The organism is Mucilaginibacter celer (assembly GCF_003576455.2).
Classification (GTDB): Bacteria; Bacteroidota; Bacteroidia; order Sphingobacteriales; family Sphingobacteriaceae; genus Mucilaginibacter; species Mucilaginibacter celer.
In genome coordinates, this window is the sequence record NZ_CP032869.1 from 1,095,723 (window position 1) to 1,118,628 (window position 22,906).

Annotated in this window: 17 protein-coding genes and 1 pseudogene; 14 read left to right on the forward strand and 4 right to left on the reverse strand. The window is 43.0% G+C overall.

Features of this window, described 5'->3' with window-relative positions; genetic code table 11:
* Window positions 1-30 precede the first annotated feature (30 nt).
* A complete protein-coding gene (locus tag HYN43_RS04420) occupies window positions 31-429 on the reverse strand; it encodes a hypothetical protein (RefSeq protein ID WP_119408302.1) in 399 nt (132 codons plus the stop codon).
* A 373-nt stretch (window positions 430-802) separates the two neighbouring features.
* Here HYN43_RS04420 and HYN43_RS04430 point away from each other — a divergent pair, with 373 nt between their 5' ends.
* The 10 genes and pseudogenes from HYN43_RS04430 to HYN43_RS04475 all read left to right on the forward strand — a co-directional run bounded on the left by HYN43_RS04430 (window position 803) and on the right by HYN43_RS04475 (window position 12,726).
* Complete coding sequence (locus HYN43_RS04430; RefSeq protein WP_119408304.1) at window positions 803-3,202, forward strand: GumC family protein; 2,400 nt, start codon at window positions 803-805, stop codon at window positions 3,200-3,202.
* 28 nt (window positions 3,203-3,230) lie between these two features.
* Complete coding sequence (locus HYN43_RS04435) at window positions 3,231-4,592, forward strand: lipopolysaccharide biosynthesis protein (RefSeq protein ID WP_119408305.1); 1,362 nt, start codon at window positions 3,231-3,233, stop codon at window positions 4,590-4,592.
* Window positions 4,593-4,596: 4 nt separating this feature from the next.
* Window positions 4,597-5,253 carry an acyltransferase gene (locus HYN43_RS04440; RefSeq protein WP_119408306.1) on the forward strand — a complete coding sequence of 219 codons (657 nt, stop codon included), beginning with the start codon at window positions 4,597-4,599 and terminating at the stop codon, window positions 5,251-5,253.
* Window positions 5,241-6,518 carry a hypothetical protein gene (locus tag HYN43_RS04445; RefSeq protein ID WP_119408307.1) on the forward strand — a complete coding sequence of 426 codons (1,278 nt, stop codon included), beginning with the start codon at window positions 5,241-5,243 and terminating at the stop codon, window positions 6,516-6,518. The genes HYN43_RS04440 and HYN43_RS04445 overlap by 13 nt, the downstream gene beginning before the upstream one ends.
* 11 nt (window positions 6,519-6,529) lie before the next feature.
* Entirely contained in the window at window positions 6,530-7,300 is a 771-nt protein-coding gene (locus HYN43_RS04450) for a glycosyltransferase family 2 protein (RefSeq protein ID WP_119408308.1), read from the forward strand.
* A gap of 3 nt (window positions 7,301-7,303) precedes the next feature.
* Window positions 7,304-8,602: a glycosyltransferase gene (locus tag HYN43_RS04455; RefSeq protein WP_119408309.1), complete on the forward strand. Its 1,299-nt coding sequence runs from the start codon at window positions 7,304-7,306 to the stop codon at window positions 8,600-8,602.
* Window position 8,603: 1 nt separating this feature from the next.
* Entirely contained in the window at window positions 8,604-9,782 is a 1,179-nt protein-coding gene (locus HYN43_RS04460) for a glycosyltransferase family 4 protein (protein ID WP_119408310.1), read from the forward strand.
* Window positions 9,733-10,449: an acyltransferase gene (locus HYN43_RS04465; protein WP_119408311.1), complete on the forward strand. Its 717-nt coding sequence runs from the start codon at window positions 9,733-9,735 to the stop codon at window positions 10,447-10,449. The genes HYN43_RS04460 and HYN43_RS04465 overlap by 50 nt, the downstream gene beginning before the upstream one ends.
* A 408-nt stretch (window positions 10,450-10,857) precedes the next feature.
* Window positions 10,858-11,013, forward strand: a pseudogene (locus HYN43_RS30940) (DapH/DapD/GlmU-related protein); the annotation flags it as partial.
* A gap of 393 nt (window positions 11,014-11,406) precedes the next feature.
* Window positions 11,407-12,726, forward strand: a complete 1,320-nt coding sequence (locus HYN43_RS04475) for an IS110 family RNA-guided transposase (RefSeq protein ID WP_119406282.1) — start codon at window positions 11,407-11,409, stop codon at window positions 12,724-12,726.
* A 316-nt stretch (window positions 12,727-13,042) separates the two neighbouring features.
* On the opposite strand, the gene HYN43_RS04480 is transcribed toward HYN43_RS04475, so the two are convergent.
* On the reverse strand, window positions 13,043-13,708 hold the full coding sequence (locus HYN43_RS04480; RefSeq protein WP_119408312.1) for an acyltransferase: 666 nt from the start codon (window positions 13,706-13,708) through the stop codon (window positions 13,043-13,045).
* Window positions 13,709-14,076: 368 nt separating this feature from the next.
* Here HYN43_RS04480 and HYN43_RS04485 point away from each other — a divergent pair, with 368 nt between their 5' ends.
* The 4 genes from HYN43_RS04485 to HYN43_RS04500 all read left to right on the forward strand — a co-directional run bounded on the left by HYN43_RS04485 (window position 14,077) and on the right by HYN43_RS04500 (window position 20,127).
* A complete protein-coding gene (locus HYN43_RS04485; protein ID WP_119408313.1) occupies window positions 14,077-15,246 on the forward strand; it encodes a DUF1972 domain-containing protein in 1,170 nt (389 codons plus the stop codon).
* Between the two features lie 14 nt (window positions 15,247-15,260).
* Window positions 15,261-16,064, forward strand: a complete 804-nt coding sequence (locus HYN43_RS04490) for a polysaccharide biosynthesis/export family protein (protein ID WP_119408314.1) — start codon at window positions 15,261-15,263, stop codon at window positions 16,062-16,064.
* Window positions 16,065-16,703: 639 nt separating this feature from the next.
* A complete protein-coding gene (locus HYN43_RS04495; protein ID WP_119408315.1) occupies window positions 16,704-17,225 on the forward strand; it encodes a DUF892 family protein in 522 nt (173 codons plus the stop codon).
* A 346-nt stretch (window positions 17,226-17,571) separates the two neighbouring features.
* A complete protein-coding gene (locus HYN43_RS04500; RefSeq protein WP_119408316.1) occupies window positions 17,572-20,127 on the forward strand; it encodes a hypothetical protein in 2,556 nt (851 codons plus the stop codon).
* A 143-nt stretch (window positions 20,128-20,270) separates the two neighbouring features.
* On the opposite strand, the gene HYN43_RS04505 is transcribed toward HYN43_RS04500, so the two are convergent.
* The gene (locus HYN43_RS04505; protein WP_119408317.1) at window positions 20,271-22,178 is read right to left on the reverse strand and encodes a DUF294 nucleotidyltransferase-like domain-containing protein; all 1,908 of its coding nucleotides are present in this window, start codon (window positions 22,176-22,178) and stop codon (window positions 20,271-20,273) included.
* A complete protein-coding gene (locus HYN43_RS04510) occupies window positions 22,162-22,866 on the reverse strand; it encodes a 3'-5' exonuclease (protein ID WP_119408318.1) in 705 nt (234 codons plus the stop codon). The genes HYN43_RS04505 and HYN43_RS04510 overlap by 17 nt, the downstream gene beginning before the upstream one ends.
* Between the last annotated feature and the right edge of the window lie 40 nt (window positions 22,867-22,906).

The following is a 22,906-nucleotide window of genomic DNA, read 5'->3' on the forward strand; positions in this document are numbered from 1 at the left end:
AAACGGCGGGGCAAGGGTTAGCAAAATTAATCAGTCGTATTGTGCCACGGTATCGAACACCATTTTCCGGTATTTAATCACCGAATCGAGTTTATTATAATTTTTATCCTGAGACGTGTTGAATAGAATATGACGACCATCATTGTTATAAATCTCCATTATTTTCCGGGCAATAGCGGTGTCTGCTTTTTCTGAATAAGATTGACACAGGCAAACGGCCAATCTGCCCCTGGCAGCATAGTCTTCTTCGCCTTCCATATCGGGCCACTTAGTACTGTAATAATAATTCTCCGTGCAATTTTTGAAGGTGATGGTTTGTACCTGGCGCTCACTCATATTGTTAACCAGTTTACAGGTGCCAATACCCAATGCAACTAAGAGTAGTATAATCAGCAGCCATTTCTTTTTATTCACTTTAATCGTCCACATTAATAAGCAGTTTATCCATTAATACCGGTTCATATTAAATGTAACCCTGCATCAAATGATTAATTAAATATTAATTTGGTAGCTCCTTTATAATATAATTTAAATTTGGGTTTTATAAGATGTAATATCCCCCTAACCTCTAATCTCCAACCTCCAATCTCTCCCCGCCATCCGTTCATTCCGTTCATTATCATTCAGTCGTTCACTTTGTTCATAACATTCATTTGCAAGGTAAAAACGGCTTTTCTGCCTTAACTTTCGGTCAAATAATAGCAAGTAAAAATTGTTGCCCTGATCATTGTAGCTGCTTATTATTTCTGCCTTATGGAAAAATAGCTTTATCGTGATTGTTGGCATTTTAATAAATGTTAATATGGATAAATTGGACCTTTTAGCCGACAAGATCGACTTTGTGTACAAAAAAGAGGAAACGCCCGGTGATGTTCGGAGTCTTGTCGCCATCTGCCTCAATTATTGGTATGTTTTCTTTATCGGGATAATTGTGTGTGTGCTCGGTGTGTTTGTTTACATTCAGTACGAGCCCAGCAAATGGAATATCAGCAGTAAAATTATTGTTGAGGATGATAAGAATACTCCGGCCAAAGCGCTCACCAACGGCGTAAACTCAGATCTGGCTTCGTTGTTTGATATTAAAAGCAATGCCGATAACGAGGTAAAAGTGCTTAAATCGCGCAGCCTGATAAAAAAGGTGGTTTACCTGCTCGATTTAAATATGCATGTGTATGATAACAATGGCTTCCGCAAAGTTGAAGTATTTGAAGATGCACCCTTTACAGTTAATATCGGTTACAAAACAGATAAACTTAAACTTTCCGAATATTCGATGGAGGTTTTGGGGAGCAATACTTTCAGGCTGATTAACGGTAAAAGCGGCGAAGATGTAGCCGGCACTTTTGATAAACCCGTAAGTCTCAACCAGTATAACCTCACCTTTCATAAAACAAAATATTTTAAGCCCGAAGGCGATTACAAGGTAAAAATTCAAACCCCTAAACAGGTTGAAAAAGACCTGGACGAGAACCTTGGCGTTGGGCTTGATGATAAACAGGCCACCGTAATTGATCTCAACCTAAGCTACAGCAACCCCGACCGTGGCCGCGTTATCCTTCAAAAACTAATGGATGTGTACCTGCAAAACAACCTGGCCAACAAGGTACGCATTGCCGATAGCACCATGAAGTTTATAGACAGGCGACTGGTTGTAGTAGGGGCCGAGCTTGGCAAGGTTGAAAAAAACCTGGAGCAGTATAAGGTTCAAAACAAAATCTCAGATATCAACGCTCAGTCGAAAGCTTTGATTGAGGGAGCCAATGCTTATCAAAATAAGCTGAATGATAACGAGGTGCAACTGGCTATAGCAAATGATCTGTTTAAATATGTTAGCGACGCTGCCAACCCGCAGGTAGTGCCAAGCTCGTTAATTACCAAGGATATGGCCTTTGGTACCGCTATAAACGGCTATAACGAAATGCTGCTGCGTAAGGAACAGTTGAGGATGACACTTACCGATAACAGCGTGGTGATCACCAACCTCGATCAGCAGATTGAACTTGCCCGTAAGGCTTTGCTGAGCAGCCTGAACAACTATCGCAACAGTTTGCAGGTATCGCAGGCGGCCGTTAAAAAACAGAATGCCGGTATTGAAGATAAAATAACCAGTGCACCCACTAAAGAACGTATTTATTTGGATTATGCCCGCGAACAAAGCCTTAAACAGGATTTGTATCTCTTTCTGCTTCAAAAGCGTGAGGAGACGGCCATTTCGCAAACGGCCACGCTTTCAAGCTGCCGCATTTTGGATAATGCCGATGCCGACGAAAAGCCTTTCGCCCCTAAAAAATCATTGCTTTACCTGATAGGTTTGGTGGCAGGCATCTGCATCCCGGCAGCAGGTATCAGCATTAAGGAAATGCTGAATACCCGCATCAATACCAAGGCCGATATTGATAAACATACCAGTGTACCATTATTTGGTGAGATAAGTCGCGGAGAAAAGCGCGTAAAATCGCTGGTTTACAATGATGCCCGCTCAACCATAGCCGAAGAGATCAGGGCTTTGCGAACGAGTTTAAAGTACGTTACCGATACAAAAAACTCTAACGTAATTATGTTTACCTCCAGCATGAGCGGCGAGGGGAAATCATTTATATCGCTTAACCTGGCTAATTCAATAGCATTAACCGGCAAACGGGTGGTGCTGTTGGAACTGGACCTGCGCAAACCCAAACTGCTTAAAAACATAGGCAGCGCCAATGATGAATATGGCTTTACCAATTACGTGATCTCGCCCGATGGCTGTGTTGATTGCTTGCTTAATCCATCCGAAAATAACCCGAATTTCTTCTATATCTCATCGGGCCCGGTACCACCAAACCCGGCCGAGTTACTGATGGACGACAGGCTTAAAAACCTGATAGGCGACCTGAAAAAACGCTTCGACTATGTGATTATCGATACTGCGCCGGTAGGCCTTGTTTCGGATGCGCTCATCATCGAGGAGTTTGTTGATGTTACTTTTTATGTGGTAAGGCAAAATTATACGCTTAAAACACAGCTTGGTATCGTTAATGATCTGCACAAAACCCGGAAAGCCAAACACATGTACCTCATTGTAAATGATATCGAAATGCGTACCAACAACATTACCGGCTACGGACATGGTTATGGCAGCTATGGTTACGGATCGCCTTATGATGATAATAAAAGCAAGGTGGCCGAGTGGCTAAAAAAAATTAAAATGAATGTTTGGTAATTAAAATAGTCAGTAACCTAAACCCAATATGCTGCAGGCACTAACAATAAATATTAACCGGTTTTTTAACAAAGGCCATGAGCGCTCGGTAAGGGCACGGAAAAATATTTTCCGCTCGGTTTTGTTAAAGGTAGGTAGCGTGGTTATTACTTTGGTAATGATTCCGCTTACTATCAGGTATGTTAATCCTACCCAGTACGGAATCTGGCTTACTTTAAGCTCGCTGATAACCTGGGCGGCGCTGTTTGATATGGGTTTGGGTAACGGCTTAAAAAACAAGCTTGCCGAAGCCATTGCACTTAACCAAACCGAAAAAGGCAGGGTGTATGTAAGCTCAACCTATGCTATCATGGCGGTTATAGGTCTGCTGATGTTTGTGGTGTTTTATTTTATAAACCCTTTTATAAAATGGACAAGCGTTTTAAACGTACCCGATGACGGCAGCGGATCCCTGAACAATATAGTGCTCATCATCTTTGCTTTTTTCTGCTTTCAGTTTGTGATTCAGTTAATCAATACGGTATTGGCGGCCAATCAGCAGCCTGCAAAAACGGCCCAGTTAAACCTGGTGGGGCAGGTGTGTTCGCTGATAGCTATACTGTTACTTATAAAATTGGTGCCGGGTTCTTTAACCTGGCTGGTGATGGTGATGGCGGGTGTGCCTTTGCTGGTACTGCTTGGGGGAAGCATACTGGCGTTTAAAGGCGATTACAGGTCACTGGCACCCGCCATCAGCGTGATAAACTTTAAAAGCGCCAGGCAGATGCTGAGCGTGGGAAGCACGTTTTTCATTATCCAGATCTGCGCACTGGTAATGTATGAATCGGATAATATGGTGATCACCCAGTTATTCGGACCTAAAGAGGTTACTACGTTCAATATCGCCTATCGTTTATTTTCGGTAGTGCTGATGTTTTTTGTGGTGGTGATCACGCCCTTCTGGAGCGCCTTTACCGAGGCTTTCACTAAAAACGAGTTTGAGTGGATTAAAAACGCTCTCGCCCGCATCAATAAACTTTGGATTGGTTTAAGCTTGTGTACCGTTGTGCTTACCGCTATCTCGCCCTGGGTGTATGATGTGTGGGTTGGCAAAAGTGTATCGGTACCTTTTAGCCTTTCTATCGCTATGTGTATCTATATTATCACACTGATATACCAGGCAATTCATGTGCAGTTTTTAAACGGGATAGGGAAGATCAAGCTGCAGCTTTACCTGGGTGTCGGCACATCGGTAATTAACATCCCGCTATCTATACTAATGGGTAAGTGGATAGGTGTGGCCGGGATCCCCATAGCCAATGCCCTCATTTTTGTAATTATGGGAATAGTTTTTTCAACCCAAACCAACCGTATCATTAACCGTACCGCCACAGGTATTTTTAACAGGTAGCAACATGGCAACAGCATATCTTATCCGGAAATTTTACAGGGGCCTGCGGGTAATGTATTTCGGCATGGCGCGGAGATACTCGCATGCCGTTACTACTTTTAAATTCCACTTGAATGGCGTGAAATTCAATAAAGATTTTGTTGGATACGGCATCCCCATTTTGGATGTTAACATGGAGGGGCAGTTCAGTATCGGCAAAAAATTCTGGTTTAACAGCGGTAAATACCATGCTATGGGTGGCCGCCAGCAGCAGTGCTACTTTGTAGTGGCCAAAGGTGCCGAGTTAAGCATTGGCGATTATGTGGGCTGCACCTCGGTAGCCTTTATCTGCCACGATAAAATAAAGATAGGCAACCATGTAAAAATCGGCATCAATACCGTAATCTACGATACGGATTTCCACTCGCTTTATGCCGAAGCCCGTAACGATATTCCTGAGCGGCTGGATGGGCTTCGTACCAAGCCTGTAATTATTAAAGACGGCGCTTTTATAGGCGGACACACCACCATACTAAAAGGCGTTACCATCGGCAAAAATTCGATAGTAGGGGCAGGTTCGGTGGTTTTTCAAAGTATTCCTGATGAGCAGATCTGGGCCGGCAATCCGGCGGTTTATGTACGCGATACATATAAAATGGAGTTAGAAACATGCAGCAGGTAAACCAGGCATTTTATGCGCTTTTATTTTTAATTATGGTGCTGGTATCGTTTTTTCACATGCAGGCGCCCGTGCTTGGGCTGGCATTGCTCATTATTTTGCCGCCGGTAAAACATCAATTCGCCGTATTTAAAATGGCGGGGATCTTTACGTTATTATTTGTGCCGGCTGTGCTGGGGCTGATAGCGGGCTATCAAAACAGTACTTATCTTATTGTAAAGGATTTTTACTACTTCTCCATCCCTGTATTGTTCATGCTTTCGGGCATTGTATTGGCCCGCCGTATCGAGGTTGAACTATTCCTTAAAACCATCGTTATAGCCGGTGTGCTGGTATCATTTGTGGTTACCGGTATTTCTATATCATACATGGGCCTGGGGGCGCTTACCGATCCTTATTCGGCCCATTACGCTATCGGTATTGTGGGTACGCCGGCCCCGCCGCTGGCCTTTGCGTGCTTGCTGTTTACACGCAAGTTTAATATCACTTTGTTCAGGCGTTCGTTGTTCAATATTTTTCTGGGTGTTAATGCCTTTGGCATTTATATGTTTGCCTCACGCACTTACCTTATTATCACGCTTTGCTTTATCATGCTGCTGGTGATTGACAAGATCAAAAAGGTGTGGATCTTCCCGGTAATTTTCGCTCTCGGATTGCTGGTGATCGTGCTGCCCTTTATCACTTTCAGTGTTGATTCAGATAGCACTTTCATTAACAAAATAATGGGCTCATTTAATGAAGTGAGCATCGGTAACTACAATACCGAGCAGGATATTAACCTGCGCTACCGCGGCTACGAATCGTTCATGGCCCTGCGGGGATACCTGGAAGGCGGCATGCGCGACTGGATTTTCGGTGGGCTTGGCAAGCTTATCGACCTGAAAACTTTTGTGCGCCTTGGCGAAGATGCCGATTTTCAATACATCCCTGTTTTGCACAACGGCTGGCTGTACATACTGGTAAAAACCGGCGCAGTGGGCGTTATTACCTATATAACCATATTTTTTGGCTTGATCATTACCAAATGGCGTCTTTACGCCAACAAGGCAGGCAAGCCTGTAATCCGGATGTTCTCAGCCTTTATTATAGGTTGTGTATTCAGTTTGTTGCTTACCAACTATATCGTAACCGCATTTTTCAATATGGAAATGAGCATACTGATGGTGGCATTGGGTTATAGTTATATCAATGTACATGTGCTTGTACATCAGTTAAAAGCACGGCAGGAAACTGTTAAAATAAAACTTGCCGGTTTAGCAGCTCATTAAAATTAAGCTATATGGAACACACCTACAAAGCAAATAAGGTAAGTATCATCACTGTTGTTTACAATGCAGTAAACACCATCGAGGATACCATTCAAAGCGTTATAGGGCAAACCTATAAGGATATTGAATATATTATTGTTGATGGCGGATCAACCGACGGTACACTGGCCATCATCGAAAAATACCGCGAACACATAGCACAATTTATCAGCGAGCCCGACAGGGGCATTGGAGATGGTTTTAACAAAGGCATCTCAATGGCCAACGGCGAATGGATAGGCATGATCAATGCCGACGACTGGTACACCCCCGATGCCGTTGAGGTGATGATGAAAAACGTGGCAAAAGGCGACTATGTGTGCTGCGGCAACATCCGGCTAATAGGCAGCAACGGAACCGAACGCGATAAAAAAAGTAAGGTGAGCTGGCTAAACTTCGGCATGTACATTATGCACCCCAGCTGCTTCGTAAGGCACTGTGTTTACCGCAAAGTAGGCAACTATGATATATCCCTGCGTATCGCTATGGATTTTGATATGTTTTTGCGCATCAAAAGGCTGGGTTATAACATTCAATACATCAACCATGTAATTGCCTGTATGCGTACAGATGGCGTTAGTAATGATACCGTTAAAATGCACAAAGAGGAACTGGCCGTGATGCGGAGGCATCTGCACGGCATCAATTACCTGTTATCATGCCTGTTTAATTATCTAAACCGCCTCAGGTGGCGTTTCTTTTATAAAGATCCTTTTCGTAAACAAATTACCCTACAGGCATAGTGTATGAAAAAAAAGATCCTCATATCTGCTTATGCCATATCGCCATACAAAGGCTCGGAATATGGCGCTGCATGGAATACGGTTATCAACCTTTCATCTAAACATGAGTTGTGGGTGCTCTACGGCATGTCTGACGATCACATGGGTGATACACAAACCATGCGCAAATTTCTGGAAAACAATGAAGTGCCCAATGTACGTTTTGTTGAAGTGCAGCCTGGGCCTTTGGCCAGGGCTATCAACCTGCTCAATAAAGCCGGTTTGGGCTGGTTTTTTTACTTCGCTTACACCCTTTGGCAAAAGGAAGCTTATAAAGCCGCCCGGCAGTTGCTGGTAACAGAAGATATTGATGTGGTACACCAGCTTGGCCCCATAGGTTACCGCGAGCCGGGCTTTTTATACCGCCTGGGCAAACCAATGGTTTGGGGGCCGATAGGTGGTATGATGGTTATTGATAAATGCCTCATGCATAATAAACCATTGCTTACGCAGATAAAGTTCGGGCTTAAAAATATTATCAATCAAATTCAGCTTGGTTATTCGGCACGTATTAAGCAGGCTTTTGAGCATGCCGATGTATTGATATCGGCTACCCGGGCGGGGCAGCAAACCATCATGAACAGGTTTGATCGCGAAAGTTATTATTTGTCCGAGCAGGGCATCATCGGTAGTATCTCGCTCAATGAAGCAAAGTTTACAAACGGGGTAATCCAACTGATCTGGTGCGGTACCCATATCGAGCGTAAAAATCTGCAGCTATGCCTTGATGCCCTGGCACAGGTTAGGCAAAGCAACTGGCAGCTTCATGTTTTGGGTTGCGGACCGCTTACCGGTAAGCTAAAGCAATACGCCGGCAAACTTGGTTTAAATGAAAAAATTACATGGCATGGCCAGCTTAACCGCAGCGAAGCCATCCAAATGATGGCAGCATCTCACCTGCACATCATTACCAGCATAGCGGAGGATAACCCTGCCGTGGTTTTTGAGGCCATGAGTTGCGGTGTTCCTTCGCTTACTATCAATCATCATGGTATGGGCGATGTAATCAGCAGCGAAAACGGCATCAAGGTGCCGGTTAATGAGTATCCGGTGCTGGTAAACGACATCGCAAAAAGGCTCGACGAATTGTTTGAAAAACCTTACCTGTTACAGTGCCTGGCTTACACCACAATTGCCAATGCCGGTGCTTTTCAATGGGATGCCAGGCTTAACCTGCTTAACCGAATTTATGATGAGGCTATCATGATGCACGAAAAACGAAACGCCTATTTATTACCCAATGAAAATTTAATCGCCCTATAATATGAACAACATCCACGATCAGCGAATAAGGGTTGGTATTGATGCCAAATGGTATTTTGACGGCCCGCCCAGCGGCCATGTGGTGGTTAAAAACCTGGTTGATGAAATTATAAAAAATAATGATGGCCGCTTTGAACTTTACCTGTTTATAACCGATAAGTTTAAGCAGCAGGCTTCACTGCATTTCCCCATCTACGTAAAGCTGGTTTTTTTACCCGGGATTCCCAACATGCTTTCGAACCTGTTTTTGGTGCCCGTAATGACCTTTATTTACGGTATTGATGTGCTGCTGTTTCAAAATTTTGGCAGTGCCTGGCCGGCGCTGGCTTTAAAGATAGCCTATATCCACGATGTACTTTTTCTTGATCACCCGGAATATTATACCCCCGGCGAGGTGACTTATTTTAAGCAGATGATTCGCTTTGCGGCAAAGGCCGATAAAATTATCACGATATCCAACAGCGAAAAACAGCGCATGCTTGAGCATAATGTGCTAAGCTCAAACAATATCGATGTAGTTTATCATGGTATAAACGAAAAGTTTAAGCCACTTTCATCGTATCAGCCCGATGCTATCGAGGCGTTAGAAGACAAATACAAATTGCCACAAAAATACCTGTTGTATGTTGGCAGGGTTAATATCCGCAAAAACCTGGTTACGTTGGTGCGGGCTTTCGCGCTGTTAAAACAACACAATATTAAACTGGTGATAGCCGGAAAAAACACCGGTGCCTACCCCCAACTGGATAGTTTTATTGCCGATAACGGGCTTGCCGGAGATATCATTTTCACCGGGCATGTGCCCGAAGATGATTTGTACCTGCTTTATGCCCGGGCTACTGTTTTTTGTTTCCCGTCGTACGCCGAAGGGTTTGGGCTGCCCCCGCTTGAGGCTATGCAATGTGGTGTGCCCGTGGTGGTTTCAAACCGAACCGCCATGCCCGAGGTTTGCGGTACAGCAGCGCTGTACGCCGACCCGGACAGTGCAGAAAACATGGCCGGCAAAATTGAATTGTTGTTGGCCGATGCAGATTTATATCAGATGAAAGCGAAGCAAGGCATTGCCCAGGCCCGCAAATTTTCGTGGAAAAAAGCCGCTAACGAAATATTAACCTTAATTACCGAAGCTTATGCTGGTAGAAAAAATTATCCGAAAGCTGAAACGCAACCCCGATTATAAGTGGGAAAGCCGTTATACCCTCAGAGATCTGAGAGTGATCCTCACGGGCAGGTTAGGCCAGATTTTACGCGGAAGTTGGGTGCGCCTGTTTTTAAAACATGTGGAAGGCTTGCTTTTTATTGGCAGCAATGTGAAAATAAGGCATGCCTACCTGGTTTCGGCAGGCAAAAATCTTATTATCGAGGATAATGTGTTTATTAATGCCCTCTCGTTTGATGGGATCCTGATAAAGGATAACGTATCCATAGCACGTAACTGCACCTTGATTGGTACCGGTATTGTTTCGCAAAAAGGTAAGGGGATTAAAATTGGGAGCAATACCGGTATCAACGCCGGTACTTACCTTGGCGGACAGGGCGGTATCGATATTGGCGATAATGTAATTATCGGTCCGGGAGTGCAGGTTTTTTCCGAAAATCACAATTTTTCGGATCTCAACGTAAATATTAAAGACCAGGGTGTATCGCGCGATGGAGTTGTTATTAAAAACGACTGCTGGATAGGGGCAGGAGCCATTATCCTGGCCGGTGTAACCATAGGCAGCGGCTGCGTAATAGCCGCCGGAAGCGTTGTAACCCGCTCGGTTGGTGATGATTCGGTGGTGGCCGGTGTGCCGGGCAAAGTTTTAAAAAATCGTAAAGTAGTAACTGTAGGTAAGGTTGCATAAAACCACGAACGGATGAACATTGCACAACAACATATTATCAACCAACAGCAAACCGAAAAACAGCCCGGTTCAATGACCACTGGTTTTAACAAGCTAAAAGGAGCCTGCTTGTATATAGCTTGTGGGGCTATCGGTTATTTGCCTTTTCATACGTTCAGAATTTTTTTTCTGCGGATGCTGAAAGCAAATATTGGCAAGCGCACGGGTATTTACCGTGGTTTTGAAGTGCGGAGCCCCTGGAAACTGACTATCGGGAATGGATCAATCATCGGTCATGATGCTTTGCTCGATGCCCGATGTGGTTTAACCATTGGCAATAGTGTTAACCTGAGTAACGAAGTGATGATTTGGACTTTGCACCATGACTATAATGATAGCGGTTTTGCCCAAACAGGTGCGCCGGTAACTATCGGCAATTACGCCTGGATCTGCTCGCGCGCAATTATTTTACCGGGTGTAACCATTGGCGATGGCGCAGTTGTTGCCGCCGGTGCCGTTGTTACCCGCGATGTTGCACCGTATACCGTGGTTGGCGGTGTACCGGCTAAGCCCATTGCCAAACGGAACGAAAATTTGAATTATGATTTGGGCGATGCTATTTTGCCGATAATCTGATTTTGATTATAAAAGAAAATGTCATTCCGGTTAGGTAAATAATGACCTTTGATGGATGTATAAGGTTACGCGGGTGAGCCTGTCACCCTGAGTAGGGTTTATTTGCGCACAAATAATAGCATTGCAGATGACAAGCGAATGCTGAACTTTGCAAAAGCAACTTATGGCAGAGTAGCAGTTTAGCTCTTGGTGTTATTTACCCGCCCCTGAGATTTGCTTTAGGAAATAGCGTAAGCATTTTGGTGATACTGTTACCTGCAGTATTCCCGTATGGCAGCGTGCCTTTTATTTATCGCTTTCCTGAGCCATAAGTTGCTTGATTTTAAAATCTAAAGTAAAGTTATGGCAAAAGAAACGACTTTTGAAACAGTCCACCAAAATGTTGCAGGTATTGATATCGGTGCTGAGCAGATTTTTGTATCCCCTGATGGGAAAGAGGTGGTCAGCTTTGAAACCTTCACATCAAGTTATTATGCTTGTGCAGTGTATCTGAAAGAGAGAGGCGTAAAAAAGGTAGCAATGGAAGCCACAGGTGTTTACTGGATCGCTTTATACTTTCTGTTAGAAGAACTTGGCATATTGGTTTGCCTGGTCAACCCTAAAGAAACCAAACAGGTGAAAGGCAGAAAAACTGATGTAAGGGATTGCCAGTGGATCCAGAAGCTGTTTTCTGCCGGCATCCTCAGACATAGCTTTATCCCCCAGGGCAAGTTCATGGAACTTCGTCATTTGGTGCGGGAACGCCTGGATATCATCAGTATGGGCAGTACCTATGTTAACAAGATGCAGAAATGCCTGGAGTTGATGAACATCAAACTTCCGGAGGTACTTAGCCAGATCCATGGTACCAGCGGCATTAATATGATCAAAGCTATATTATCCGGGAACCGGGACAGCAACTATTTACTTAGCCTTTGTGATGAACGCATTCAAAAATATAAAGGTGAAAAAGTATTAAAAGCATTGGAAGGCCGGTATAATGATACCTATTTATTCATGCTTGAGCAGAACATGCAGCTTTGGGATATACACCAAAACCAAATAAAAAAGATAGACGGGGAGATTAGCCGCCTGTTGGACGAACTAAGTGTAGATAAAGAAGAGGTAGTTACAGGAAAAGCCAAAGCAGTACGGCATCATGCCCCAAAAATACCGGGGCTTCACGCCACTATGGCGCGCTTATACGGTGTTGACCTTACCAGCATTCCCGGGATAAATGATTATACGGCATTGCGGCTGATTGGGGAAACTGGTGTGGATATGAGCCGTTTTCCTACAGTTAAAAGCTTTGTAAACTGGTTAACCTTATCCCCTAAAAGTCATCGGAGCGGAAAAATGAAAAAGAATGTCAGGGGTATGCCTTGCAATGTTGCCGGGCAGATCTTTAAACAATGTGCCCAGTCATTATTGAATAGTAAGAATAATGCTATCGGTAGTTTCATGAGAAAGCTCCGTGGCCGTAAAGATTCGGGGATTGCTATAAAAGCCGGTGCCAGAAAGTTGGCCATTGCTTACTATAATACATTAACCAAAGGAACCGCATATGTTGAGGAAGGAACTAAACGCTACGAAGATCAATTGCAGAGAAGAGAAATGGCATTGTTGAAAAAAATGGCTAAAAAATACAATATGCAACTTTCTGAAAACCAAATAGCTGCATAATGTGTCAATGGCAGCTTGTCGAAGGGTCGCGCGCAGAGGCCCCGCCCACGATGCTTCGACAGGCTACCCATGACATAATTAAAGAAGTTTGTCATCCTGAGCAATAGCGAAGGATCTTCTTCAACAAGCATGGCGGCTATACAGGGCTAAGAAGATGCTTCGTTCCTCAGCATGACAAAGGTGAAAATGTTATATCACCTTCAAATACCGCGGCTTTTATTTACTCAGGATGACAAAAGGAAAAATGTCATTCCACTTTCGGAGTCGCCGAATTTTATTCCTCAGCATGACGCTCATTTTAAAACGATTAGCTTTCCTAATACTGCCAGGTAATATTCTCCTTTAAAACCCGCATTGGGTTCCCGCCAAAAATACTGTTATTGCCAACCAGCTTTTTGGTAACTAATGATCCGGCCGCAATAATACTTCCATCGGGTAGGTTAGCGCCCTTTAAAATGGTGCAGCGGCAGCCAACCCAAACATTATCACCTATAATAACCTCTTTCGGGTGATTAATAATCTGCCCGTTCTCATCAAAAATATGATGGAAATCGGTATCCATTACCAGGCTTTCCCAGCTAATGCCGCTGTTGTTGCCAATGGTTATTTGCTTTTCGGCCACAATGGCAACTTCGGTGCTCATGTTAAAATTTTCGCCAAACGTAAGTTTGCCGTTTTTACCTACATTTATTTTACAGCCGTGCATGATAAAGGCGCGGCCGTTAAAAACCACATCGCCAAAAACCTGCCACACGCCACGCGCCCGCTTAAAATCAGAAATCCCCACTTTGCCGTAGCCAATTTGCACCAGGGCTGTTTTAATTGGTCCGTTTATCATAACCGTTCCGCCCATTTTGTGCAGGTAAATATTGTTCGAAATTAAAACCGGCAGTTTAATGGCTGTTTTAAACGGAAAGTATTTAAAATTAAAAATAACCGATTTAAGGTTGATGCGCGAAAGCAGCTTTAAAGTTTTGCTCATTTATGTTCAGGGTTAAATGGCGTTTTTAATTATTTGAATTTACCGAAATACTCCCACAATTTTTCGCATCGGTATAATACCAAAAACAAGTGGCTTTTTCTTTCAGCGGATGCTAATTTATATAAATAGTTTAATAAATAATAGATTGTAAAATAGTATTATTCTTAATTTATTATTGAATTGCTGTTTGTTTTGTTCATATCCATTCACTCCATTCATTCCGTTCATGTACCTTAAAAAAGCATCAAAAAAGGCTTTTTATGCGTAATATTAATCATTCAATTGCTTTTGATGATCTCGGTTTGTGAGAATATTAAAGTTAGTGAATTTGAAATTAATATTTATATAATATCTAAAGAAAACAACTTATGCGTATTGCCATCATCGGAACAAGAGGTATCCCCAACCACTACGGTGGATTTGAACAATGTGCCGAATACCTATCGGCTGGGTTAGTAAAGAAAGGTTATGAAGTTGTGGTATACAACTCGCATAATCACCCGTATCAGCAAAAGGAATGGAACGGCGTAGAGATCCGGCATTGCTACGACCCCGAATGTAAAATGGGTACGATAGGTCAGTTTTTTTACGATTTGAATTGTATAAAGGATGTGCGCAAGGGTAATTTTGATATTATACTGCAATTAGGTTATACCAGCAGCTCGGTATGGTCGTGGTTGTTTCCGGGTAATGCGGTGGTAACTACCAATATGGATGGCCTGGAATGGAAAAGGGCCAAATACTCTAAACCTGTACAGCGTTTTTTGCATTTTGCCGAACGCCTTGCTGTAAAATACAGCGATCACCTGATCGCCGATTCGCTGGAGATTCAGCGCTACCTGGGTCATAAATTTAAAAAAGAGGCCACCTTTATTCCATACGGTGCCGAGATGTTTGAAACGCCCGACCAAAGCGTACTTGCCGATTATGACCTGAAACCCCATGGCTATGACATGCTGATAGCCCGCATGGAACCCGAAAACAGCGTTGAAACTATTTTAGACGGTGTACTAAGGGCCGACAGGCACAGGCCTTTCCTGGTGGTAGGCAATGCCAATAATGATTTTGGCGAATACCTTAAACTAAAATTTGCGCATTACCCGCGCATCAGGTTTGTTGGCGGTATTTATAATATAGGTAAGCTCAACAACCTGCGCTACTATTCAAACCTTTATTTTCACGGGCATACAGTAGGTGGTACAAACCCATCACTGCTGGAGGCCATGGCATCAAACAGTCTTATCTGCTCGCATGACAACAAATTTAACAGGGCGGTATTAAATGATGATGCCTTTTATTTCAGCACAGCCATGGATGTTGCCGAACACCTGAGGGCAGTTGAAAAAAGTGCCGAAACCTATCAGCATTTTTTGGCTAACAACACTCATAAAATAAGAACGGTTTACACCTGCCAAAACATTGTTGATGCCTACGCTGCACATTTTGAAGCCATAAAACTAAAAGACGCCAAAACTCAACCTGCACTGCCAAACGCTGTGGAAGTTGCTTTATACTTAGAAAACGCACAAATTTTATAACCCAAATAAACCAGATGACCAGGAATAGTTTCCCCCAGCAATTATTAATGGTTTTTGTTTTAGGTGTAATGACTGCCTTTGGCAGCTCATGCTCGTACAAACAAAGCCAGGCATTTTTAGAGCGTAAAAACGCTAATGCACCCATTACCGGTTTTACCGGCAGTACCGATGTTTATAAAATAAAAGCCCAGGATGTTTTGCAGGTACGCAACCTGCAAAACATTAAATACATTGTTGATGATGTGCCTGCATCGCCGGGTACGGGCGGGGCAGCGGCATCAACCGGCACGGCCGGCTTAGGGCAAAGTTATGAGGTAGCCGAAGACGGCAGCGTGGCCTTGCCTGTTATTGGCCGGGTAACGGTTGCCGGTTTGTCGCGGTTGGAGGCTGCCAATAAAATCCAGGATTTGTACAGCAAAAACCTCATCAAAAACCCTATCATTGATGTTAAGATCATCAATTTAAAAGTAACCGTATTGGGCGAGGTGCGCCGGCCCGGCAACTATCCGCTGATAAGGGATAACACCAGCCTGATTGACATGCTTGGCGAAGCCGGCGGCATAACTGATAAAGGGAACGAAAAGCACATCAAAATTGTTAGGGGAGGGGTAGCTAATCCGCAGATACTGGAAATTGACCTGAGCGATGTAAATGCACTCACCAACCCTGCCATTATGCTGCAAAACCAGGATGTTATCTACATCGAACAAAACAGGAAAGCTATCCGGAATGAAAAACTTCAGAATTTTTCAACCCTGATTCAGCCGGCGCTGATTTTGCTTAACTCTGCTTTAATAATTTTTACGCTGCGTAAGTAAGCGGGTTTATAGTTAATTTTTTTAACCTGTTATTGGCTGCTTCTCGGCAGTCCGGTAACAGGTTTTGCGCGTTCGTTTTGTGCTAAATGCAATTGAATAAAATGAATTGCCTTAATATGCGTTAACGTTCATGGTTATTGCATATATTTCAATATTGAAACCTAAATATTGAATTTTTGTTAAAAGCACGCAATTTATTGCCGTTGCCGGTTTGCTATGAAGTTACCCGGCAATGTACTGGTGCCGGCAGTTTTGCAGTTGACATAACCCGTAAACATGCTTTTTTAACTTAGAAAACCTAATGACGAGCCGGTAACAGGCTATTTAAAGGAGATGGGAATTAGAAGATGATTTGGTGCCGGGTATAAAAAAGCAGCAAAAACATAATGCTGCCGGCCCAGATTGAACTCCATAAAGATTAATTTGCAGTTAGAATTTATTTTAAATGGCAGATTTACAAATATTTAATTAATTTTAACAAACTTACCTGGATGCTTGTATGGCTGCAAAAATAGATGAGGTTGGCCGCTAAGCAAAAAGATTAAAAACCTGTTTTAGCTATACTTCGTAATTTAATTTAATTTAATTGTGAAGTTTAGCTGTTATTATAGCGCTAACCAATACCCTTATTAATTGTTGATGGAAAACGAATCAGGTAAAGTATTTGCACCCTTAAGCCCCGGAGCCGAAAAGCTGCAATCATTTTTTATGGAGCATCTAAACCGGCTTTACTGCGCCAAGGCCCACGTGGTTGAGCGCTTACCTGATATTGTTGATGCCGCACGTTTTAAAAGCATAAAGCCGGCCATCAATGCAACCATTGAGCAAGCCGAATTGCAGGTAAGTAAAATGGACCAGATTTACTGCTTATTTAACACCCGCTATTCGTTTGAAAATGTTAACGGCCTGATTGAATTTTTAGAAAAATCATTCATCGGTTTTCAATGGAACATCGGCGATCCGGATTTGGGGGCCATCATGATCATCTCATACCTTAGCTTTATTGAATGCCTGGAAGCTAATGCTGTTCATGTTTTAAAACTCCTTGCGGTAAAATTGCATAATGACAAGTTATCGCAATTATTAAAAGATAACTTTGGCAAGGTTGATCGTACCTTAACCTACCACATCACCAATATTTATACTGATACTGCTCAATAAAAACCACACATTTTATACTTTTTGCAAATAACGGTTAACCTATAGTTATAACTGTTTATCATGCTGTTCATTTTTAAAATTGCTGTTCATTGTTGTTCATTTTACAACTGTACAACTTACAGGAATTTTTTAGTTCGTTTTTACCCAACTTAATTTTTTCAATTCCGTAATATTGTAGCAACCCTTATTCATAAATCAACACTGCTAAGGTGGGTGTTATTAAAAAGGTTGTTAAATATTAGTTAAAAAGAAAATCTTGTGTAAAGTATTGGTTTAGTCGTGTATTCCCCTAATGCAGAAAAACTTACCGGTTAATACTTGAATTGCATTATTAACGTGTGTATATATGACAGTTATTTCCCATCCCCATTACGATCTGTTAAAAAGGAAGTTACTTGCCGAAGCCGGATTTAAAAGCATCAGCCCTGCCGATTGCAGGGCCATATCGGTACTGGTTACCAACAAAACCAGGCATTGTATAAGCGAAACCACGCTGAAACGCATTTATGGGTTTGCATTGAGCAGATTTAATCCATCAGGTTTTACGCTTGATGTGCTTGCGCAATATTGTAACTACAATAGCTGGAAGGCCTTTTGCGATATAAAGATTCCTGATGAAACCGAACCGGCAGTTAATGATTTTGATTGGCAGATCTTTCAAAAAAAACTCTCTAATGTCACAAATTCAACCCTGCAAACAATCAGGAACCGGTCTGGTATTCCTTATCATTACACTATAAAAAGAGAGCTGGTAGGGGCTCATTTAAATGAGTTTATCCATTCGGCACATACAAGCACTGTACTTTGTGCTCCTGCCGGATATGGAAAAACGCTGGCCCTGTGCCAATGGGTTGAAGAGCGAATGGAAATGAATGCCGCAGGCATGCGTAATGATGCCGTATTGTTTATAAACGGCAGCTCCCTGATTAATGCCTGGCAAAGCGGACGCAATTTGATTGAATGGGCACTTGGGCTGGGAGGCTGCTGTACCCACCAGCAATTAAATGATCTGATAAACAGAAAACAAAATAAGGGACTTAAATTTTACCTGGTTATTGATGCGTTTGATGAACATGTGCTTGGTGCCGAACAGTTTGAATTAATTTTAAACTACCTGGCAAAAGGCTTGTCGTTATATCAAAGCGAGGGCTGGCTTAAGTTTGTTTTAACCTTACGCTCATCAACCTGGATAAATTACCGCCATAAGCTTCAGGCTGATGGCAGCACCTGGTTTACCGGTTTCAGCACCGCAAATAACGAACGCGTAAACGTGCCCCTGTTAACCTATAAGGAGGTTTGCCAGCTTTGTTTAAAAATCAGCCCGGCATTTCAAAACAATATTAGCCCCGAAACGGCCGAAAAGCTCAGTCATCCTTTATTTTTTCAATATTACTATAAACAACACCGCGGCAATTTTACCTCCGCAAGCCTCGATAATGTTTGTTTGTATGAATTATCATCGGCTTTTATATTTAATAATGTTTACCTGGGTAGAAATGCCGCCGAAAAGGTATTTGTTATAAAAAGTCTGGTTAGCCTGATGGATTTTAAAAAGGAGCAATATAGTGTGCCTCTGTCTGCGGCGGCTCAGCTACTTAAGCTTTATAACCAGGCCTATCGCAATTTGCTTGGGATTGGAATTTTAAAAGAAGTTACCGAAGGTGCCGATCATGACTTACAGTGTCATATTGCTTTTAATAATAATTTTTTAGAGCACAGCATAGCAAAAACAATCCTTGCAGGCACTGATAACCGGCTTGATGCTCAATTTGTAACCTGCTTTAACAATGCTTTTGTCAATAGCGATTATAAACTGCCTATTTTAAAGTGGTGTTTGATATTTGCTATAAAAACCGGGCAACAAAATAGTTTGGAGCACCTTACCGGCATTGATTTAAGCGCAGCCGAAAAAGCCGACATTATGTTATTTATAGGCAACCTGCTGGAGCGCGAATGTTCATCCCTGAAAGAAAACGAACTGCTGTTGCAGTATTTTAAACAGGTTTTCAGCGGGAAGATGTTCGATTATTTTTTTAGTCTCGAACTGATTAACCCCTCGCATAAAAAAACGCTTTTAACCATGCTAAGGTTTGAACTTTCGGCAGATCAGAAAATCATTCTTCAAAGTGCTTTAGGTATAATTGCCGTTATTCAACTCGACTTAAAGGAGTTGAAAATACGATTAGATTACTTAACCAGGTTTAGCCAGGATGATTTGGACGCCCTGGCACTTGATCCGGTAAATTGCCTCGAGGCCTTTTATGGTTTCCTGCATAATGGCATTTTTCCTCACGAAGCTTTTAACCGTATCGATCAATTATCGTTCTCAGCAGCTTTTAGCCCCGCTAAATTAAAACCATGCGCCGCCAACGATATGCTTTATATTTTGGGTGCCTACACCATGCTTATTTGCGGTGATCCTTACAAAGTGGTGCGCTTTGTGAACATGGTGAAAAACAATTACAAAACCGCTGAAATAGAGGAAGCTAAAACCCAGTTTGCCTTCTTTATCAATTTACTGCAGGCCGAGGCCTGGTATGGTGTTGGCGAAACCGACAAAGCATTGGAATTGTTTAGCCCCATTGCCGAAACCTTTGGTGCCGATGGCAGGCAGCTAAGCCCGATAATTAAAGCACGTTTTTATAACCTTAAAATAAAGCTGCTCATGAATACCCCACGCGAAGATCTGATCATCGAGGAACTGAAATGTATCAATGCCGTTGCCGACGATTCGGGGAATAAAATTTTAAAAATGAACGTGTTGATGATGTTGTTGAAACACAACGGTGTACTTGATCAATACCCCTTTTTTAAACGGCAGGCCGTGCATGATCTTACCATGATCATTAACCGCAGCGGCCTTAACAGGGATAGGTTTACCGTGCCGGATGTGGTGGGGTAATGGGTTACGCCATGCCGGGTTTGCTTCAGTACGACACCGGATAGGTAGGCGGCGAACTTAGTGAATGCGTGTCAACAAGCTGCGTGGTCATTATTTCCGCCCGTCGTGCCGAAAAAGTAATCGGCATGACGGTGGGGGAGGGTTTACCCAAACAAATTATTGGTAAACTCCAGCTTTATCCTCGTCTGGAAGTTATCAATCGTTTTGAAAATCTCTTTGAGCGCTACCTTTTCAATTTTGGTGAGTTTATCAGGGTCGATATAGTTATCGGGTTCGGTGCGGTCCTGGATAATTTGGGAGGCCTGGTTTCTTAAGCGCAGGCTCATTAAAAAGTAATAGGATTGCGTGAGCTCGTGTGCTTCCTGCTCGTTAAATACTCCTTTTTCTTTCAGAGCTTTCAAACGTTCACCGGTATTAACTTCAAAAATACGATGGCGTAAGGCATACACACGCACCAGATCAACAATAGGCGTCATCGATTTTTTAATGTCGAAAACCTCCTGGCTGCCTTTGGTGAATGTTTTGATGTTTTTGAAAAAGGTTAACGGTGGCTCGTACTGCAATGCATTTTTAGCCAGGTGGAAAAAGATCTTACCTAATGGTTTTTGCAATTCTTCATCCAAAAAATCCTTCAGTTCGTCCATTATACCGGCCTCGCCGTACAGGTATCGACAATCGAAAAAGGTGGAGAACTGGATTACTGTTTCGGGTACCGCCTCGGTCATCCAGCTTTCATAGTTGCGTTTCCAATGGGAAAGCGAGTGCGTCCATTTGGGGTTTTGGGCCATGTAGCCGCCGGTGCAAAAGCTAAAGCCAATATGGTCAAGCTTTTCGGATACCTGCTGGGCAAAGCTCAAAAAATATTCGCGTACCTGTTCGCGGTGTTCGTTGGCTTTATCTTCGTATATGATGGCATTATCCTGGTCGGTTTTAAAGGTTTGCTCTTTGCGGCCTTCGCTGCCCAACACCATAAAAACAAATTTGGCAGGTGGCTGCCCCATGGTTTCAATAACGCTTTCAATTACTTTAATGGCAATAGTATCGGCTATGGTGGTGATTACCTGGTTCACAATCTCGGCATTAACGCCGCGGCCAAGTAATTGGGTTACCATCTGCGGTACCGATTCCCATTTACGTTTCAACTCCTGTACTGAGATAGCCTGTTTAACCGACTGGATAAACACCAGCGGCGATTGCGCCTGCTCGGCCAGTAATTTGTTCCTGCTGATGCTGCCTACAAACTCATCGCCGTTTTTAATAAGCAGGTAACGCGTTTTGGTGCGAAACATCATTAAAATAGCCTCATAAACATACGCGTTGGTGCTGATGCAAACAATGGGGTTATCCATTACGCTGGCTACCGGCTGCGTGGTATCAACCTGTTTGGCTATCACGTTATCGCGCAGGGTGATATCGGTTACATAGCCAACGATTTTACCTTGCGCATCGCGGATAAAAATGCAGCTTACCTTGTGTTTGGCCATTAGCCGGGCTGTTTCAAAAACAGGAGTACTGCCACTGCACGAAACGATGTCACGGTATTCGATATTCTCAATTTTGCGCGAATACAGTTGTTCCGAAGCAATATAACTTTCCTCAAAAGTTGCGGGCTTTTTATAAAAATGGGCAAACTCATCATTCAGCATCCGCTTGCCAAAATCGGAAGTGAAGTATTGAAAAAACTCCTCGTAAGCTTTGCAAAGCGAACGGAAATCCTTGCGGTGTAAAAAGAAAACTGTGGTGCCTTTTTTAGCTATAACCGTGCGGATGGATTGCTTGCGGTTCAACAATACCGAAATGCCGCCGTAGCAATAACCCGGATAATGATGTTCCAACAGGCGTTTGTTTTGCTTACTATCGTAAAAAAAAGATTCGTATTCGCCTTCAGCAATGATATCCACGCCGCGCATTTTGGTTACTTCCTGTTGGTAAATGAGCGTATCCTTGCTGTAGCGGATCTCCTGCAGCTGATCTGCAACTTCCTCCAGCACCTCCTGCGGTAGCAGGTTAAAAGGGGCAACCTTGCTTAAAAATTCAAGACGTTGAACCATGGATCCAAACAGCTAAAATGATGATCAATATTAAAACGATAGCCGCCGGCAAAAGGTATTTTTTTTCCGAACGGATTTTTTGCAGGTAAACCTCCTGGTGCTCCACGCTGTCATTATTAATATCACCACGTTTTACCATTTCAAAAAAGCATTCGGCGGTAGCTTCAGCATCTTCAATGGCATTATGCTGCCTGTCTAAAGTTTTACCAAACAGCACTTCGTATAGCTGATTTAGGCGGAGGTATTTGGCCTGCGGGTTTTGTACCCATTTGGTAGTGGCCAGCATGGTGCAAAATGTTTTCAGGTTATCCAGCGGATTTGGAATCCCGGTACGGTAAAACTCTACCCCTGCAATGTTCAAATCAAGTTCAATGAAATGGCCTACTACCAGCGGCTCAAAATGAATTAAATCATCGGCCAGTTTGGTCATTACATCTTTGCGCCATTCGCCATTCTGCAATAAAAATTGAGGAGTAAGACCGTGTACCTTGAATGCCTTTTCGCTTATAGTGAAATCATTGTCTTTAATATAATGATCTTCCCGTTTTACCTCGCGGCCATCTTTGGTGTACACTATCCACGATACCTGCAGCGCGTAGGGCCAGTTATCGTTATTACAATAAGGCTGATCCCACTTAATGGGCAGGCCCGAAGTTTCGGTATCGATGAATAAAAGGTAATCTTGCACATGCTAAATTTATGAAAATATTTGAATGATGGGAGAAGGG